This is a genomic window from Billgrantia antri (genome assembly GCF_017868935.1).
In the GTDB taxonomy this organism is placed as follows: domain Bacteria; phylum Pseudomonadota; class Gammaproteobacteria; order Pseudomonadales; family Halomonadaceae; genus Halomonas; species Halomonas antri.
The window spans coordinates 2537986-2553320 of sequence record NZ_CP053383.1 but is presented as its reverse complement, the minus strand read 5'-3'; the positions used below and the strand labels follow the sequence as shown (position 1 = coordinate 2553320).

19 protein-coding genes are annotated in these 15335 nt (G+C 64.6%); 11 read left to right on the top strand and 8 right to left on the bottom strand.

The features are described from left to right. Positions 1-16 precede the first annotated feature (16 nt). Entirely contained in the window at positions 17-772 is a 756-nt protein-coding gene (locus HNO53_RS11905) for an AraC family transcriptional regulator (RefSeq protein WP_209472329.1), read from the top strand. Between the two features lie 41 nt (positions 773-813). Then, a complete protein-coding gene (gene yddG / locus HNO53_RS11900; protein ID WP_209472328.1) occupies positions 814-1719 on the top strand; it encodes an aromatic amino acid exporter YddG in 906 nt (301 codons plus the stop codon). 3 nt (positions 1720-1722) lie between these two features. Here the strand turns inward: yddG and HNO53_RS11895 are convergent, their stop codons facing one another. The 6 genes from HNO53_RS11895 to HNO53_RS11870 form a co-directional block, all read right to left on the bottom strand. Next, positions 1723-2817: a patatin-like phospholipase family protein gene (locus HNO53_RS11895; RefSeq protein WP_209472327.1), complete on the bottom strand. Its 1095-nt coding sequence runs from the start codon at positions 2815-2817 to the stop codon at positions 1723-1725. A 63-nt stretch (positions 2818-2880) separates the two neighbouring features. Further along, positions 2881-3471: an NADPH-dependent FMN reductase gene (locus HNO53_RS11890; RefSeq protein ID WP_219791522.1), complete on the bottom strand. Its 591-nt coding sequence runs from the start codon at positions 3469-3471 to the stop codon at positions 2881-2883. A 47-nt stretch (positions 3472-3518) separates the two neighbouring features. After that, a complete protein-coding gene (locus HNO53_RS11885) occupies positions 3519-4460 on the bottom strand; it encodes a pirin family protein (protein ID WP_209472325.1) in 942 nt (313 codons plus the stop codon). 98 nt (positions 4461-4558) lie between these two features. Beyond that, a complete protein-coding gene (locus tag HNO53_RS11880) occupies positions 4559-5134 on the bottom strand; it encodes an antibiotic biosynthesis monooxygenase (protein ID WP_209472324.1) in 576 nt (191 codons plus the stop codon). A gap of 71 nt (positions 5135-5205) precedes the next feature. Further along, a complete protein-coding gene (gene ycaC / locus HNO53_RS11875; protein ID WP_209472323.1) occupies positions 5206-5838 on the bottom strand; it encodes an isochorismate family cysteine hydrolase YcaC in 633 nt (210 codons plus the stop codon). Positions 5839-5908: 70 nt separating this feature from the next. Further along, the gene (locus HNO53_RS11870) at positions 5909-6778 is read right to left on the bottom strand and encodes a pirin family protein (protein WP_209472322.1); all 870 of its coding nucleotides are present in this window, start codon (positions 6776-6778) and stop codon (positions 5909-5911) included. Positions 6779-6902: 124 nt separating this feature from the next. Between HNO53_RS11870 and HNO53_RS11865 the strand changes: the two genes are divergently transcribed. After that, on the top strand, positions 6903-7850 hold the full coding sequence (locus tag HNO53_RS11865) for a LysR substrate-binding domain-containing protein (protein WP_209472321.1): 948 nt from the start codon (positions 6903-6905) through the stop codon (positions 7848-7850). A 12-nt stretch (positions 7851-7862) separates the two neighbouring features. Here HNO53_RS11865 and HNO53_RS21600 read toward each other — a convergent pair whose 3' ends face one another. Next, positions 7863-7988: a hypothetical protein gene (locus HNO53_RS21600; RefSeq protein ID WP_275951342.1), complete on the bottom strand. Its 126-nt coding sequence runs from the start codon at positions 7986-7988 to the stop codon at positions 7863-7865. After that, on the bottom strand, positions 7985-9193 hold the full coding sequence (locus tag HNO53_RS11860) for an MFS transporter (protein ID WP_209472320.1): 1209 nt from the start codon (positions 9191-9193) through the stop codon (positions 7985-7987). Before HNO53_RS11860 ends, HNO53_RS21600 begins: the two co-directional genes overlap by 4 nt. A 166-nt stretch (positions 9194-9359) precedes the next feature. Between HNO53_RS11860 and HNO53_RS11855 the strand changes: the two genes are divergently transcribed. From HNO53_RS11855 to HNO53_RS11820, 8 genes are all read left to right on the top strand, one after another. Then, entirely contained in the window at positions 9360-9539 is a 180-nt protein-coding gene (locus HNO53_RS11855; RefSeq protein WP_209472319.1) for a hypothetical protein, read from the top strand. An 85-nt stretch (positions 9540-9624) separates the two neighbouring features. Further along, positions 9625-9909 carry a hypothetical protein gene (locus HNO53_RS11850; RefSeq protein WP_209472318.1) on the top strand — a complete coding sequence of 95 codons (285 nt, stop codon included), beginning with the start codon at positions 9625-9627 and terminating at the stop codon, positions 9907-9909. Positions 9910-9990: 81 nt separating this feature from the next. Next, the gene (locus tag HNO53_RS11845) at positions 9991-10770 is read left to right on the top strand and encodes a helix-turn-helix domain-containing protein (protein WP_209472317.1); all 780 of its coding nucleotides are present in this window, start codon (positions 9991-9993) and stop codon (positions 10768-10770) included. A gap of 100 nt (positions 10771-10870) precedes the next feature. Next, positions 10871-11944 carry a TRAP transporter substrate-binding protein DctP gene (dctP, locus tag HNO53_RS11840; protein WP_209472316.1) on the top strand — a complete coding sequence of 358 codons (1074 nt, stop codon included), beginning with the start codon at positions 10871-10873 and terminating at the stop codon, positions 11942-11944. Positions 11945-12017: 73 nt separating this feature from the next. After that, positions 12018-12578, top strand: a complete 561-nt coding sequence (locus HNO53_RS11835) for a TRAP transporter small permease (protein ID WP_209472315.1) — start codon at positions 12018-12020, stop codon at positions 12576-12578. Further along, positions 12575-13852, top strand: a complete 1278-nt coding sequence (locus HNO53_RS11830; protein ID WP_209472314.1) for a TRAP transporter large permease — start codon at positions 12575-12577, stop codon at positions 13850-13852. The genes HNO53_RS11835 and HNO53_RS11830 overlap by 4 nt, the downstream gene beginning before the upstream one ends. 26 nt (positions 13853-13878) lie before the next feature. Next, the gene (locus HNO53_RS11825) at positions 13879-14913 is read left to right on the top strand and encodes a histone deacetylase family protein (protein WP_209472313.1); all 1035 of its coding nucleotides are present in this window, start codon (positions 13879-13881) and stop codon (positions 14911-14913) included. Between the two features lie 64 nt (positions 14914-14977). Beyond that, positions 14978-15334 (top strand): RidA family protein, encoded by a 357-nt coding sequence (locus tag HNO53_RS11820; RefSeq protein ID WP_209472312.1) that lies wholly within the window; start codon positions 14978-14980, stop codon positions 15332-15334. The last annotated feature ends 1 nt before the right edge of the window (position 15335 follow it).

Below are 15335 nucleotides of genomic sequence, written 5' to 3'. Positions count from 1 at the left end.
CTCTTCTGGATAAGTCATGGACAGCCCCGTCATCGAGACACGCCACTACCCCGATCGCGTACTGACCGACAGCCACGGGTTTCACCAGCTGCTGCTGGGACTCGACGGTGCGCTGGAGCTCGAGTCGGCGGGTCGGCTGGTGCATGTGACCCGCGGTGTATTGGCCCCGGTGGCCAGTGGTGACGTGCATCACTATCTGGCGCCGGGCGACAACCGCGTAGTGGTGCTCGACCTGCCCGAGGCGTGGTGCGAGACGTTGGCCTTCGAAGAACTGATCGTAGGACAGGCGCGGCGCTTGCCCGAGGTGCTGGTAGTTCAGGGCGAAGGGTTGGGGGGCTCGGTCCCGGCGCTGGGAAACTGGCTTGGACTGGCGCTTGCTGCCGGTGGTCGCCGCTTGGCGCCACCGCGGCTGAAACTGCTCGAGCTGCTGCCCGCCATGCGCGGCGACCTCGCCCGTCCGTGGCGCGTCGCCGACATGGCACGTCGCTGCCATCTCGCCGAGGCCGTCTTCGCCCGCCAGTTCCGCGCCTTGACCGGCCAATCGCCTCACGAATGGCTGGTGCGCGAGCGCTTGGCGCTGGCCCGCGAGCTGCTGCGAGTCGACGACGCCTCGCTCACCGAAGTGGCCCAAGCCTGCGGCTTCGCCGATAGCGCGCACTTCTCGAAGAGCTTTCGCCAGCGGCATGGGGTTTCGCCCAGCGAGTGGCGGCTTGCGGCCTCGGACAGCACCTCGCCAAGAGGTCAGGATTCGACAAGCCGCGTCTTGACCTGAAGTACATGCTGTGATCTCGACAACGCTGACGAGGTCTCATCATGTCCGCTCTGACCCGACGACAGGCTACGGCCATCGGGGCCACCACCATTCTCAACTGGGCGCTACTCGCTACCCTGACCCAGCTATCCGGGCCGGTGCCGCCGTTCCTGCTCACCGGGCTGGCTTTCGGCATCGCCTTCCTGTGCTTTCTCGCCTGGAGCCTCGCGCGGCGTGAGTCGTTCATCACGCCTTTGTGCCAGGCCCCTTCGGTATGGGCGCTGGGTGTCGGCGGGCTGTTCGGCTATCACGCGCTCTATTTCGTCGCGCAGCAGAACGCGCCGCCGGCCAACGCAGGGTTGATCAGCTATCTATGGCCATTGCTGATCGTGCTGTTCGTCGGCCTGCTGCCGGGCGAGCGCTTGCTGACAAGACACGTCATCGGCGGGCTGCTGGGCTTCGCCGGGGCGGCGCTGCTGATCGGTGGCGACCTGGGCGTTGGTGGCAGCGTATTGGGCTATGGCGCGGCCTTCGCCTGCGCCCTGGTGTGGAGCGGCTACTCGGTGCTGTCGCGGACCAAGAAGGCGGTGCCGACCAGTGCCGTGGGCGGCTTCTGCCTGGTCACGGCACTGTTGGCCTTCGCCTGCCACGGGCTGTTCGAGGCGACCCGCTGGCCCCAGGGCGTCGAGTGGCTGGGCGTGGTCGGGCTGGGCCTGGGGCCGGTGGGCAGTGCCTTTTTCACCTGGGACATCGGCGTCAAGCGCGGCGACCTGCACCTGCTGGGACTGCTGGCCTATGCCACGCCGCTGCTCTCCACCTTGGTGCTGATCGTGGCCGGCTATGCCAAGGCCACGCCATTGCTGGCGCTGGCCGCCGGTGTGATTACCCTGGGCATGTTGATCGGCAGCGGTGCGTTGGCGCGGCGCAGAGGAAATATACCGGACGCATCGCACATCGACGCGGCCTGAGGCTTACGCCTCGTTTCCACCGCGCGGTGTCTTTCGGCTGTGCTGTCTCCGGGAACTCGCGACCGGGCGAAAGCCGTCGCCGAAAACGGTATTGAGGTCGAAGGTGGAGTGCTGGCCGATCGCGTCGAAGTTTTGCTCGAGCCACAGGTCGGCCCAGCCGCGCCCCTGGTGAAACAGCCGCGAGACGAAATCCCACTGGGCGTTGAGCTTGCTCGAGGCAGTGAGTTGCTCGACTTCCTGCTCGGCGTGGATCAGATGCAGGCGCATGGAGCGGTAGCGCTCCACATCGAGGTCTTCGGCATCGATCAGTTGTTGCAGCAGTTGGATGCTGCGCAGCTCCTTGATCAGGCTGGAGTTGAAAGTGATCTCATTGATGCGGTTGACGATGTCGCGGGCGCTGTCCGGCAGCCGTCTGCGCTCCAGCGGGTTGACCTGAACGACGACCAGATCCTGACAATCCATGTCGTCAACGAGCGGGAAGAGTGCAGGATTCCCGCTATACCCGCCGTCCCAGTAGGCCTCACCGTCGATCTCCACCGCCGGGAACATGAACGGCAGGCAGGCCGAGGCCATCACTGTATCGACTGAGATCCCGGGCTGGCGAAAGACCGTGGCGCGACCGGTCCTGACATTGGTGGCGGTGACGTATATCTTGGCCCTGCGGCAGGCGTTGACGCGCTCGAAGTCGACCAGCTCACAGACGAGGTCACGTAGTGGATTGAAGCCCAGGGGATTGAGCCTGGCCGGTGCAACGAGCTGGGTCAGGCTTTCGAACATCAGGTAGCTGGGTGAGTAATCGAGGCTGCCGGTACCCGTCAGCCAATCCCAAGGGGTGGGCTGGATGGGCGAGAAGCGTGCCGCATCGCTGACCCCACGCCAGAAGTGGCCAAGGGCCTCGCGCGCTCCCTGGCGGCCGCCGCGGTGTAGCCCGTCTGCCAGCACCACGGCATTCATTGCCCCGGCGCTGGTACCGCTGATGCCATCGATCTTCAACCGTTCTTCTTCCAGCAGTCGATCGAGTACTCCCCAGGTCAACGCACCATGAGATCCGCCGCCTTGCAGGGCGAGGTCAATGTGCTTGCGTTCTTCCTTGGGCATGCCATCTCCTGTGTCATCGATGTTGCGTTGCAGTGTAGATACCGCATCGACGACTGTCCCGGCTCATGACATGTGCAGTTTGGCCAACATCGTGACCAGCCGCTGGCACAGCGCGTCCAGTCGCTCACGCTGGTTCTCGTCCACCAGCTCGCCATTCTCGCCGAAGGCCTGAGCAGCGCGAGGTATGGCCAGTGGACTGGGCAGCACGGTCACGCCGAGATTGCCGAGCAGTTGGCGGATCAGTGCCAGGCTGCGCATGCCGCCCAGTGCGCCCGGTGAGGCGGAGACCACAGCCGCCACCTGGTCGGTGAACAGGGCCAGGCCACTGCGCTCGCCGTCCGAACGTGACATCCAGTCGAGTGTGTTCTTCATTAGCGGGGTGATGAACCCGTTGTACTCCGGCGAGGCCAGCAGCAGGCCCTGGTGCTCGCCCAGCAGCGCCTGCAGGTGGCGGGCGTTGGCGGGCAGACCCTCGCGGTTTTCCAGATCCCCATCGTAGAGCGGCAGGGGATAGTCGCGTAGGTCGATGAAGGTCGCTTGGCCGCCGGCATGCTCGACTCGTTCGGCGGCAAGGCGGGCAAGACGCTTGTTGAAGGAGTTTTCTCGGGCGCTGCCGGCGAAAACCAGGATGCGCGGTGGGGTGGAGGTCGTCACGGAAGAAGCGTTCCTTTTTGCGAGTGGTCGTCGGTGTCTCTCGGCAGTCATTCCCGCCAAGGCAGGGGCGGCGGCTCCAGGCGCTTGCCGTCGAACTGGGGGATGCTGCCGAAGCGTTCGCTGCCGGCTTCCCAGTCGCGCTGGGCCTCGATGATCTCGGCCTTGCTGTGGCCGACGAAATTCCACCAGATCAGGATCTCCTCGCCCAGCGGTTCGCCGCCGACCAGGATCGCGCGTCCGCCTGCCGGCAGCTCGAGAGCGACCTGGCTGCGCCCACGGCCCAGATAGGCCAGCTCGTTGGTGGCGAAGCGCTCGCCCTCGATGACGAGCTCACCTTCCAGCGGCAGCAGGCCGTATTCGAAGTCCTCGCGCAGCGGCAGTTGCAGTGAGCCGCCAGAGGTCGCCGCCAGGTCCAGTCCCACCAGCGGCGTGAAGGCGAGCGTCGGCGCACGCTGGCCGGCGAATTCGCCAGTGAGCAAGGTCAACACGACGTCTCCCTCTTGCCACTGTGGCAGGGTCGGGTAGTGATCAAAGCGCGGGTCGGTGCGACGGTGGGCTTCGGGTAGGGCGATCCAGAGCTGGGCGGCATGCAGGTGTGACTCGCCGGTCACCGACTCCTCGGTATGGCTGATGCCGCGCCCGGCCGTCATCAGGTTGACCTGGCCGGGGCGAATCACCTGCTCGTTGCCCAGGCTGTCACGATGCAGCACCTCCCCCTCGATCATCCAGGTGAAGGTTTGCAGGCCGATGTGGGGGTGTGGGCCGACGCGCAGGCCGCGTGCGTCGCCCTTGAACACCGCCGGGCCGGCATGGTCGAGGAAGCACCAGGCGCCGATCAGGCGACGATGACGCGAAGGCAGCACCCGGTTGACGGGGATGCCGCCGACATCGGCGGTGCGCGGCGTCACATGCTGCACCTGGCGCTTGCCATCGACGATGGGGCAGTCCAGGGAGGAGGAAAGATCGGCGTCGTTGACGAGGTTGCTCATTGTCATTTTCCCAGGAAGATCGAAGTAGGCAGGGCGGTCAGGCTCGTTTCAGCATAGGCTCTCGCAATTCACACCGCCTGCCGACGGGTGACCATGCCTCAACGGAACAGCCAGGGTGCCACCAGTTTCACCACCCGCGGCATGATGGCGTAGACCACCAAGGCCACGATGGTGGCGGCGACCAGGCCATGACGAATGCCCCAGCTACCCAGGGCGGGGATCAGGTTGAAGGCCGGTTGCCACAGCAGCGGTACGATGATGGTCAGCGGCCAGATCACCGCGGTGGTGACCAGCCATTGCTTCCAGCGCGTCGGCTGCTTGCTGGCGGGCGTGGGTGGGGTGAACCAGTAGTCGATGCCGCTGACGATCTCCACCCGCTCGTCCTGCTGGAGGTCGCTTTGAATGGTCGTCATGAGTTCACGTCGCTCGGCCGACTCCCGCCAGCGCCGGGCGTCGTCGTCGCTAGCGAAGCGTACGGCGATCTCATAGTCGTGATCGCCCTCGGGTGGGCGCAGAATATGCACACCCTGGTGGCCGGGGAAGCGTCCGGCAGCCTCGATGATCTGGCGCAGCCAGGTCTCGTAGCGAGCCACGGCCCCCGGCCTGATGCGGTGGTGGATCTGGATGGTCGCTCCCTCGCAGTGGGCCGAGGAGGGCGGTTCGGAGAGAGACATGGGAAGCCTCCATGGCGGTTGGATGGCCGGTAGTAGGGGGTAGAGCCCGGCAGATGCCGGGCCCTGTTACCTCAGCGCTTGTGCGCCAGGCTCTGCTGCTCGTAGCTCTGGATCAGGTTGGCGTAGGCGGGCAGGTGGCCGGCCAACAGACCGCCGAAGCCCTCGATGTCGTTGCGCCAGTCGCGGTGCAGTTCGCAGCCGACACCGAACCAGGTCATCAGTTGGGCTCCGGCCTGTGACATGCGATCCCAGGCAGCGTCCCGGGTGGTCTGGTTGAAGGTGCCGGAAGCGTCGGTGACCACGAACACTTCGTAGCCTTCCTCCAGGGCCGAGAGCACCGGGAAGGCCACACATACCTCGGTGACCACGCCGGCGATCAGCAGCTGCTTCTTGCCGGTGGCCTTGACCGCTGCCACGAACTCCTCGTTGTCCCAGGCGTTGATCTGTCCGGGGCGGGCGAAGTAGGGCGCGTCGGGGAACATCGCCTTCAGTTCCGGCACCATGGGCCCGTTGGGGCCGTCCTCGAAGCTGGTGGTGAGGACGGTGGGGATCTCGAAGAACTTGGCGATATCGGCCAGGGCCAGCACGTTGTTCTTGAAGTCGTCTGGGCTGAAGTCGCGCACCAGCGAGAGCAGGCCGGACTGATGATCGACCATCAGCAGGGCCACATCGTCCTTGTTGAGTCGGTTATAGGTAAAGGACATGGGTCTTTCCTCCAAGGTTGAGTGAAGCGCCCGGTCAGGGGGCCGGGCGCGGTTGGGCGCGGCGGAGCCGCTAACCCTCCAGACGACCGAACTTGCCGGCCTGGAAATCGGTGAATGCCTGTTGAATCTCGGCTTCGCTGTTCATCACGAAGGGGCCGTACCCCACCACCGGCTCGCCCAAGGGGGCACCGGCGAGCAGCAGCAGCTTGGCATCGTTGTTGGCTTCAAGCCGTATCTCGTCGCCCTGACGCTCGAAGCACACCAGGCCGGCGTCACGCACCACGGCATCGCCATTGACCTGTACGGTGCCCTCGAGGACTACCAGTAGGGTGGTGTGTCCCTCGGGAACTCTCAGAGTCGTTTCGCCGCCCGGCTCCAGGCGCAAGTCCCAGACTTCGATGGGGGTGAAGGTATGGGCCGGTCCTTCATGGCCGCCATACCTGCCGGCGATCACCCGCAGTTCGCCGGCGCGGTCAGGCAGTGCCACGCGGGGAATGTCGGCGTCGAGCAGCGTCTGATAGGCCGCCGGTGCCGACTTGTGCTCGGCCGGCAGGTTGACCCATAGCTGCACCATTTCCAGGGTGCCGCCCTGCGCGGTGAAGTCGCTGGAGTGGAACTCCTCGTGAACGATGCCGGCACCGGCGGTCATCCACTGCACGTCACCTTCGCCGATACGACCACCGCTGCCAGTGGAATCGCGATGCTCCAGTTCGCCCTTGTACACCAGCGTCACGGTCTCGAAGCCGCGGTGTGGGTGAGCGCCGACGCCGCGCGGCCGGCTAGCCGGCGGGAAGTCATGCGGGCCGGCGTGATCGAGCAGCAGAAAGGGGCTCAGGTGGTCGGCACCGAGGCGGTCGTAGCTGAACAGCGAACGTACGGGAAAGCCGTCGCCGACCCAGTGCCCGCGAGGGGCGCCATAGATGCCGTGAATCTTCTTCATGGTTTGGCTCCTGCATGGATTGGGCTATAGCCCGATACAGGAAGCTTATGAAGAGAACGGAAGCGGCAGTAGAGGGTATAATTCACACTCTGCGTTCCAAAAACAGAACGATAAGGACAAGGGCATGCAGGATCTCAACGATCTCTACTACTTCGTTCAGGTGGTGGATCATGGCGGTTTCGCCCCGGCCGGGCGCGCCCTCGGCATTCCCAAGTCGAAGCTGAGCCGGCGCATTGCCCAGTTGGAGGAGCGCCTCGGTGCCCGGCTGATTCAGCGCTCGACGCGCCATCTCTCGGTCACCGAACTGGGCCAGGCTTACTATCGCCACTGCGCGGCGATGCTGGTGGAGGCGGAGGCCGCCGAGGAGCTGATCCAGCGCAACCTGGCGCTACCGCGGGGCACGGTGCGGCTGAGCTGCCCGCCGAGCCTGCTGCACTACCTGATCACACCGCTGCTGGTGCGCTTCATGGCCCAGTGTCCCGACGTGGAGGTGCAGGTGGAGGCCACCAGCCGCCGGGTCGACGTGATCAGGGAAGGCTTCGATATGGCCATCCGCGTGCGCTTTCCGCCGCTCGAGGACAGCGATCTCTCGATGAAGGTATTGTCGCGCAGCCCACAGCGGCTGGTGGCCGCGCCCGCCCTGTTCGAGGCGTGGCCGGTACCGCAGGCGCCGGGCGATCTGGCCGGGCTGCCGAGCCTCGACTTCGATCAGGTGAGCCGGCAGCACGACTGGGTGCTGGACGGCCCCGAGGGAGCGACGGCGCAGATTCGGCACCATCCCCGGCTGGTCACCGACAACGCCGAGACGCTGCATCAGGCCGCGTTGGCAGGGCTGGGGGTGGTCAAGCTGGCGCTGCTGGTGGCAGGACAAGACCTGAAGGCGGGGCGTCTCGTCGATGCGATACCCGGCTGGGAGCCGAGGGGAGGGATCCTGCACGCCGTCTTTCCGTCGCGGCGCGGCGTGCTCCCCGCCGTGCGCGCGCTGCTCGACTTCCTGGCCGAGCACATCAACGAGATCGACTTTACCAGCCAGACCGCCCTGGCCGTGGCGATGGATGAAGAGGAGGAATGATGCTGTTGCTGCTCAGCACAGCCGCGTGCCGAGCAGCAGCAGCGAGGCATCAGTGTTCTGCCAGCCCCACCATACCAGGGCCAGAGCGATACCGAGGGCCAGCAGGGCGGCAGCTTTCACCAGTTGGATTCGGCTCATGCCTGGGCCTCCTGAATGGCGGCGCGCTTGATGGGTGCCTCGCTGATGAACCAGTGCAGCAGGGCTGCTGCCACGGAGAGTAGGATGGCCAGCTTCCAGACGACGTCGTAGTCGCCATGCAGGTCGTAGAGCTTGCCGCCTAGCCATACGCCGGTGAACGAACCGACCTGGTGAAACAGGAAGACGATGCCGCCGAGCATGGAGAGGTGGCGCACGCCGAACACCGAAGCCACGATGCCATTCGTCAGCGGCACCGTGGAGAGCCACAGCAGGCCGATGGCGATGCCGAACAGATAGGCGCTGGCCGGGCTCAGCGGCAGGAACACGAAGGCCGCAATCACCGCGCCGCGGGTCAGGTAGAGCCAACTGAGCAGGCGGGGCTTGGAATAGATGCCCCCCAGCCAGCCGGCGGTGTAGGTGCCGAAGATGTTGAACAGGCCCACCAGGGCCAGGGTGGTGCTGCCCACCTGCACGGCCAGGCCGTTGTCGAAGAGGTAGCCGGGCAGGTGCACGCCGATGAACACCACCTGGAAGCCACAGACGAAGAAGCCCAGGCACAGCAGCCAGAAGCCGCGGTGTCCGGCGGCCTCGTCCAGGGCTGCGCGCAGCGAGAGGTCAGTTGCCTGTCGGGCCGAAGGGCGATCCTTCAGCATGGCGCCGAGCGGCACCATCATGGCCGCCAAGGCCCCCATCGCCAGCAGCGCGGCCGACCAGCCCAGCCAGCCGAGCAGGCCCAGGGTGCCCGGCAGCATGGCGAACTGGCCGAACGAGCCTGCCGCGCTGACGATGCCCATGGCCATGCTGCGCTTCTCGGGGGCCACGGCACGGCCCACGGCGCCGAGGATCACCGAGAAAGTGGTCCCCGAGAGCCCCAGGCCGATCAGTAGCCCGGCGGAGAGCGACATGCCCAGGGCCGATTCGGAAAGCCCCATGAACAGTAGGCCGAGTGCATAGAGGATGCCGCCGACCGCAACCACCCGGGCCGCGCCGAAGCGATCGGCCAGGGCGCCGGTGAAGGGCTGGGCGAAGCCCCAGATCAGGTTCTGCAGCGCCAGGGCAAAGGCGAACACTTCGCGTCCCCAGCCCAGCTCACTGCTCATGGGTTCGAGAAACAGGCCAAAGCCATGACGCAGCCCCATGGCCAGGGAAATGACCAGACTGCCGAGCAGGATCAGCAGCAGGGAATGGCGGCGAAGGGCGTCCATGGCAAGATTCCTGTTTGCAGGCTAATGAACTTTGCACTATCGCGCTTTATCGACATACAGGCAATGTCGCTAATCGGCGACTGTTCTGTTGCCGCCACGCCACATGTGTAAAGGCAGTGTGATTCGCTATCATGAACAGTGTTCGGAAATTTTTTGGAGATCCACCATGTCACGGCGCCTGTTGTTTCCCATTCTTCTCGCCCTCGCCGCTATTCTGGTGGCGGGCTGTAGCTACCAGCCGGCACGCATCAAGTCCGAACCGCTGATCGTCATCGACGATGAACGTGGCGGGCATCATGGGCGAGGCTTCTGTCCCCCGGGGCAGGCCAAGAAAGGCCGCTGCTGAAGCGTGATGGGCGAGCCAGGTCCATAATGACTCCATACGGGAACCGAAGGGGGCGTCTTCCGCTCTGCCTCGCGAGGTATATGCCATGAGAACGTCCCTGCGTCTGCTTACTCTTGCCTGCGTGCCTCTCATGCTGGCCCTGGCCGGCTGCAGCTACTCGCCGGCGCGCATCAACCCCGAACCGCTGATCGTAGTCGATGGCGGGCATCGGCACTATCACGAGGACAGGCATTATCATCACCGCGAGCGCTACGTGAAGCGCCACTACCGTGATGACCATCGCTATTACGAAGATCGCCATTATCGGGATCGACACCGTCATCGTGGCGGCTTCTGCCCGCCCGGGTTGGGTATGCAGGGTCGCTGCTGACAGGTACCTGCCGGTTTCATGATGCCGCTCGGCAGGGTAGTGTAGGAGCTTCCCTGACCGAGCGGGCATCAAGAAACCGTCATGTCTCTACTCGACCTACGCACCTCCAATCTGGGCCAGGAGCATGTCGCACATGCCCATTCGCATCACCAGTTGATCCTGGCGACCTGCGGGGTCACTGAACTCGCGATCGAGGGCGTTGGCGATCGCGTCACCGGGGGCCGCGGCTGCCTGATTCCCTGTGCCCACCATCACGAATACAAGGGCGACGGGCGCAACCGGACGCTGGTGCTGGATGTGTCGCTTGACGCTCTGGGCGACAGGCGCGACGGCGACAGCCTGCAGCGCTTGTTCGAGCGCCCGCGCTTCTTTCCCGTGTCGCCTCGCCTCAATCACCTTGCCGTCACGCTGATGGCACAGCTCGAGCAGTTTCCGGCGCTGCATAGCGAGATCGCCGCCTTGCTGCTGCGCGCGCTCTATCTTCAGCTTGAGGACGAGCTGCCCAGCAATACCTCCGCATCCTTGGCCGGCCATCGATCCGGCGAGCGCATCGATCTCCAGCGTCTCGATGAGTGGATCGATCGGCATTTGGCCGATGAGATCCGCGTCGACCAGCTGGCGGCGCTGTGCGCACTCAGTCCGGGGCATTTCCACGCGCTGTTTCGCGACATGACGGGCGTCACGCCCGTGGCCTATGTCCAGCAGCGCCGCTTGGATCATGCGCGAGCCCTGGTACAGCATAGTGGCCTGAGCCTAGGGCATATCGCTGCGTTGGTCGGCTTTCGTGATCAGGGCAGCTTCAGCCGCGCTTACCGGCGTCATTTCGACATTTCGCCTTCCATCGAGCGCCGCGATCGCTGAGCCCGGGGCAAGAAGACCGGAGTCACGGGCAAACGCAGCGGCAGGCCAGCCGCTAGGCTGAAAGGGAATCCCACAAAGCACAATCATAACGAGGTGGATCATGTTCCCGACGCCGCTGACCCGTCTGGCAGCGCTAGCCGCACTCCCGCTGGCCGTTGCCAGTGCCAACGTTCAGGCGCAATCCCACGAGATGGCCATCGCCACCCTGTTGCCGGAAGATATGGGCAACAACGAGGTCTACCCGGCGCTGGTGCACTTCAAGAATCTGGTCGAGACCCGCACTGACGGCGAGGTAGAGGTCGTGATCTTCGGTGGCGGCCAGCTCGGCTCCGAAGTGGAGACGGCATCCGAAGTGCAGGGCGGGCGTACCCTCCAGTCCACGATCATCACCACCGGGGCGATGTCATCCTTCTACGACGACTACCAGCTGATGACCGCCCCTTTCCTGTTCGACAACTGGCGCCAGGCTTGGGCCTTCTTCGATAGCGAGTGGTTCGCCGACTTCATGTCCGGCACCATCGAGGAAGCCAACATGCGCTATCTAGGCACCTTCGACGACGGCGGCGGTTTCGTGGCCTTCACCAACAATGAGCGCCTGATCGAGACGGTCGAGGACCTGGAGGGGCTCAACATCCGCACCGAGGAGAACCCGGGCCACGTTGCGATCATGAAGTCTCTGGGCGCCTCGGCCACGCCGCTGCCATGGGGTGAATTGATCACCGCGTTGGAGACCGGCCTGGCGGACGGCCAGTTCAATGCACCGGTACTCAACACGACCTTCAATTTCGACGAGGTGACGGATTACACCACGCTCACTGGCCATGTCTACAACAGCGCCGCCTGGTTGATCAGCGAGGAGTGGTTCCAGTCACTCGATGAAGCGCACCAGGCTGCCATTCTCACCTCGGCGCGTGAGGCCATCGAGCTTTCCCACGGAATGTCGGGGGCGCTGGCCACCGCCAGCTGGGAGGAGTCCTGCGAGCGCTTCGAGGCGTGCTACATCATGCCGCCCGAGGAGAGAGAACGGATGGCCGAGATTGCCCGACCGGCGTGGAAGGAATGGATTGTCGGAGACTTCGGTATCGAGGCCGAGCGCGTCGACGCCTTCCTCGGCGAGGTTGCCCGGGTGGGAGAAGGGGTGGCCGAGTCCGACGTGACGGTCTATGGCCAGTAACGCACGGTTTCTGCGTGCATAACGTCGCTCCCTGGTCGGTACGACCGGCCGGGGGGATCTTCGAGGTTATCCTATGCCACTCCTCCAGCCCTTGCGCCGCCTGAGCGACACGGTCAATCAGGTGGCGATCGTGATCTGCGTGGCCTGTGTGTTGATCATGCTGGGTATTTCGTTTACGGCGTTCCTCTACAAGTTGGCCACTGGCAGCACGCTGAGCTGGACCTACTCGCTGGCGCGTCTGTTCCTGCCCTGGATCGGCTTTCTCTCGATGACCATCTCGCTGCGCTATGGCGAACACGTGGCCATGACGCTGCTGGTGCGTAGCCTTCCACGAGCGCTGCTCAAGCTGGCCGCGGCCCTGTGTCTGGTGGTGATCGGCCTGTTCGGGGCGCTGTTGCTGTGGTACGGCTGGGACTACTTCGTGGGCGCTTCCCAGGTCTACATGGTCTCGGACCGCATCCAGATCCCCGGTAAGTTCACCGCTATCGTGGTGCCTGTCAGCGGCGCGATCCTGCTGCTTCATCTGGTGCAGGGTTTCGCTCTGCTCGAGCACTTCATCGACGACGAGTCGGCCATCGACGAGCTGATAGAGACCGTCGACACTGCAGCCGTCGACACGGAGGAGCGCGCATGACGCCTGCCATCGTAACCTTCATCGTATTGTTGCTGATCGGTGCGCCGGTGGCGGTGGTAATGGCGCTCTCCGGCCTGGCCGGCGGTTTTGCCATGGGCGGAGAGCGCATGCTCGGAATCATCGCCGACCGCATGTTCTCAGGCGTCTCCGGCTTTCTACTGATCGCCGTTCCTTATTTCATTTTCACTGCCGAACTGATGAACCAGGGCGGACTGACCCATAAGCTGATTGCCTTCAACAATGCCCTGTTCGGTCGCGTGCGCGGTGCGCTCTCGCACGTCAACGTCTCGGTATCGGTGTTCTTCGCCGGCCTGACCGGGGCGGCGATCACCGATACCGTAGCGATCGGCAAGATCATGATTCCCGAGATGAAACGGCAGGGCTACGACGCCGAATACGCAGCGGCGATCACTGCCTGCTCGTCGATCATCGGACCCATCATCCCGCCCAGCGTGGTGATGGTGGTCTATGCCACGCTGCTGCGCGATGTCTCGGTGATCGACCTGTTCGCCGGGGGCATCATCCCGGGAATCTTGATGGCACTGGCACTGCTCGGGGTAAGCTTCTACCTGGCCTGGCGGCGAGGCTACCCGAAGCAGACGCCGACGCCCTTCAAGATAGCGGTACTGTCGTTCCTGGCAGCGCTGCCGGCAATGATCGTGCCGCTGATCATCCTGGGGGGCATTCTCTCCGGTCTGACCACCATTACCGAGGCATCCGGCTTCGCTGCCGTCTATGCCATCGCCATTGGCGTGCTGCTCTACCGCAACCTGAGCTGGCAGAAGATCTGGCATGCGCTGGTGGTGACGGTACGCTTTTCCGGCGTGGTGTTCTTTCTGCTCGCCACCTCAGCGGTGCTCGGCTGGTTCGTGACCCGCTCGGGCATTGCGCGCGATGCAGCGGGGCTGATCACTACCCTGAGCGACTCGGCCTTCCTCCAACTGATGCTGGTATGCGTGCTGCTGATCCTGATCGGTACGGTAATGGACGTGCTGCCGGCATTGGTCGTGGTGGCGCCGGTGCTGGTGCCGGCGATGATCCAGCTTGGCTTCGATCCGCTGCATTTTGCCATCCTGATGATCGTGGTGCTCAATATCTCCAACGTGACGCCACCGGTGGGAATGACGCTGATGACGGCGGCACGCATCGCCAACGTGCCCTATGAGCGTGCGATCGTCGCGTCGTTGCCGTTCTATGTGGCGTTCTTGTCGGTGATCGTGCTGCTCGCGGCCTTCCCGGCGCTCTCTACCTGGGTTCCCTCGCTGCTCAACTGAGGAATGCGAATGCAAGGACAGACACGATGAAGCTCTTCTACCATCCCGACCAGGCACATCACGCGCCTGGCGCTTTCCTGGTACGCGGTCAGCTCACCTCCTCGCCGGAAGGGCCAGTGCGGGCCGAGCTGTTGACCAAGGGCCTGGAGTCAATGGGCCTCGTCCTGCACGAGCCCGAGGATATCGACAGCCCGCGGCTGCGCAGCCGCCTGGCAAGCATCCATACGCCGCGCTACCTGAGTTTTCTCGAGACCATTCACGCCCGGTGGCGCGAGCTTCCGGGGGCCTCCGAACTGGTGATGCCCAACATCCACCCGTGTGGCGGCGGCCATCACTACCCGCGACATCCGGTGGGGCAGGCGGGCTGGCACCTCCACGACATGGCATGCCCCATCGGTGCCGACAGCTTCCGCGGGGTACTGGCCAGCGCGGCCACGGCCCAGGCGGCGGCCGAGGCGCTGATCGGCGGTCACGGCACCACTTACGCACTGTGTCGACCGCCGGGGCACCACGCCGGGCCGGACCGGGCGGGTGGCTTCTGTTTCCTCAACAACTCGGCGCTGGCGGCAACCGTCCTGCGCGAGCGTTTCTCGCGCGTCGCCATTCTCGACGTCGACCTGCATCACGGTAACGGCACCCAGGACATCTTCTACTATCGGAACGACGTCTGGACCGGCTCGCTGCATGTCGACCCGGCCGATTTCTACCCCTTCTTCTGGGGCGGGGCCAACGAGGAGGGCATGGGCGAGGGCTTGGGTACCAACGTCAATCTGCCGCTGCCATTGGGCAGCGATGGCGCCGCTTTCCTCGAGGCGCTGGAGGCATTGATCGCGCGCCTGGAAGCGTTTCGTCCCGAGGCGGTAGTGATCGCGCTGGGACTGGACGCCCATCGCGACGATCCGCTGGCCGGCATGACGCTCGAAACAGAGGACTTCTTCGCGGTGGGCAAGCGCCTGTCGCGGCTCGCCCAGCCGGCCGTACTGGTGCAGGAGGGTGGCTATCCTACCGAGCATCTGGGCGACAACCTGGCCGCCTTCATGAATGGCTTCAGCGGCAGCTGACGTCAGGCTGTAGACGTGCAAGTATTCGCTGTTCCACGCAATTCACTTTCATGAGAGAGACGATATGACTGTTCAGTACCACCACAGCAATGCCCGCATGAGCCAGATCGCCGTGCACAACGGCACCGTCTATCTGGCCGGCCAGGTACCGAGCGACGCCACGGCCGACATGCGCGGTCAGACCGAGCAGGTCCTGGCACGCATCGACGAGCTGCTGGCTGAAGCCGGCAGCTCCAAGGAGCACCTGATCTCGGCCCAGGTTTGGGTGACCGACATGGCCGAGTTCGACCAGATGAATGCGGCCTGGGAAACCTGGGTGGTGCCGGGTCGCCCGCCGGTGCGCGCCGCCCTCGAGGCCAAGCTGGCCAAGCCCGAATGGAAAGTCGAGATCATGGTGGTCGCGGCCCTGCCGGAGGCTTGAT

Excerpts from the sequence above, each read along its gene's own strand:
- ycaC (WP_209472323.1), bottom strand. The coding sequence starts at position 5,838 with ATGTCCTTTACCTATAACCGACTCAACAAGGACGATGTGGCCCTGCTG.
- HNO53_RS11905 (WP_209472329.1), top strand. The coding sequence starts at position 17 with ATGGACAGCCCCGTCATCGAGACACGCCACTACCCCGATCGCGTACTG.
- HNO53_RS11870 (WP_209472322.1), bottom strand. The coding sequence starts at position 6,778 with ATGAAGAAGATTCACGGCATCTATGGCGCCCCTCGCGGGCACTGGGTC.
- HNO53_RS11865 (WP_209472321.1), top strand. The coding sequence starts at position 6,903 with ATGCAGGATCTCAACGATCTCTACTACTTCGTTCAGGTGGTGGATCAT.
- dctP (WP_209472316.1), top strand. The coding sequence starts at position 10,871 with ATGTTCCCGACGCCGCTGACCCGTCTGGCAGCGCTAGCCGCACTCCCG.
- HNO53_RS11860 (WP_209472320.1), bottom strand. The coding sequence starts at position 9,193 with ATGGACGCCCTTCGCCGCCATTCCCTGCTGCTGATCCTGCTCGGCAGT.
- HNO53_RS11825 (WP_209472313.1), top strand. The coding sequence starts at position 13,879 with ATGAAGCTCTTCTACCATCCCGACCAGGCACATCACGCGCCTGGCGCT.
- HNO53_RS11835 (WP_209472315.1), top strand. The coding sequence starts at position 12,018 with ATGCCACTCCTCCAGCCCTTGCGCCGCCTGAGCGACACGGTCAATCAG.
- HNO53_RS11850 (WP_209472318.1), top strand. The coding sequence starts at position 9,625 with ATGAGAACGTCCCTGCGTCTGCTTACTCTTGCCTGCGTGCCTCTCATG.
- HNO53_RS11880 (WP_209472324.1), bottom strand. The coding sequence starts at position 5,134 with ATGTCTCTCTCCGAACCGCCCTCCTCGGCCCACTGCGAGGGAGCGACC.
- HNO53_RS11895 (WP_209472327.1), bottom strand. The coding sequence starts at position 2,817 with ATGCCCAAGGAAGAACGCAAGCACATTGACCTCGCCCTGCAAGGCGGC.
- HNO53_RS11855 (WP_209472319.1), top strand. The coding sequence starts at position 9,360 with ATGTCACGGCGCCTGTTGTTTCCCATTCTTCTCGCCCTCGCCGCTATT.
- HNO53_RS11845 (WP_209472317.1), top strand. The coding sequence starts at position 9,991 with ATGTCTCTACTCGACCTACGCACCTCCAATCTGGGCCAGGAGCATGTC.
- HNO53_RS11830 (WP_209472314.1), top strand. The coding sequence starts at position 12,575 with ATGACGCCTGCCATCGTAACCTTCATCGTATTGTTGCTGATCGGTGCG.
- HNO53_RS11885 (WP_209472325.1), bottom strand. The coding sequence starts at position 4,460 with ATGAGCAACCTCGTCAACGACGCCGATCTTTCCTCCTCCCTGGACTGC.
- yddG (WP_209472328.1), top strand. The coding sequence starts at position 814 with ATGTCCGCTCTGACCCGACGACAGGCTACGGCCATCGGGGCCACCACC.
- HNO53_RS21600 (WP_275951342.1), bottom strand. The coding sequence starts at position 7,988 with ATGAGCCGAATCCAACTGGTGAAAGCTGCCGCCCTGCTGGCCCTCGGT.
- HNO53_RS11820 (WP_209472312.1), top strand. The coding sequence starts at position 14,978 with ATGACTGTTCAGTACCACCACAGCAATGCCCGCATGAGCCAGATCGCC.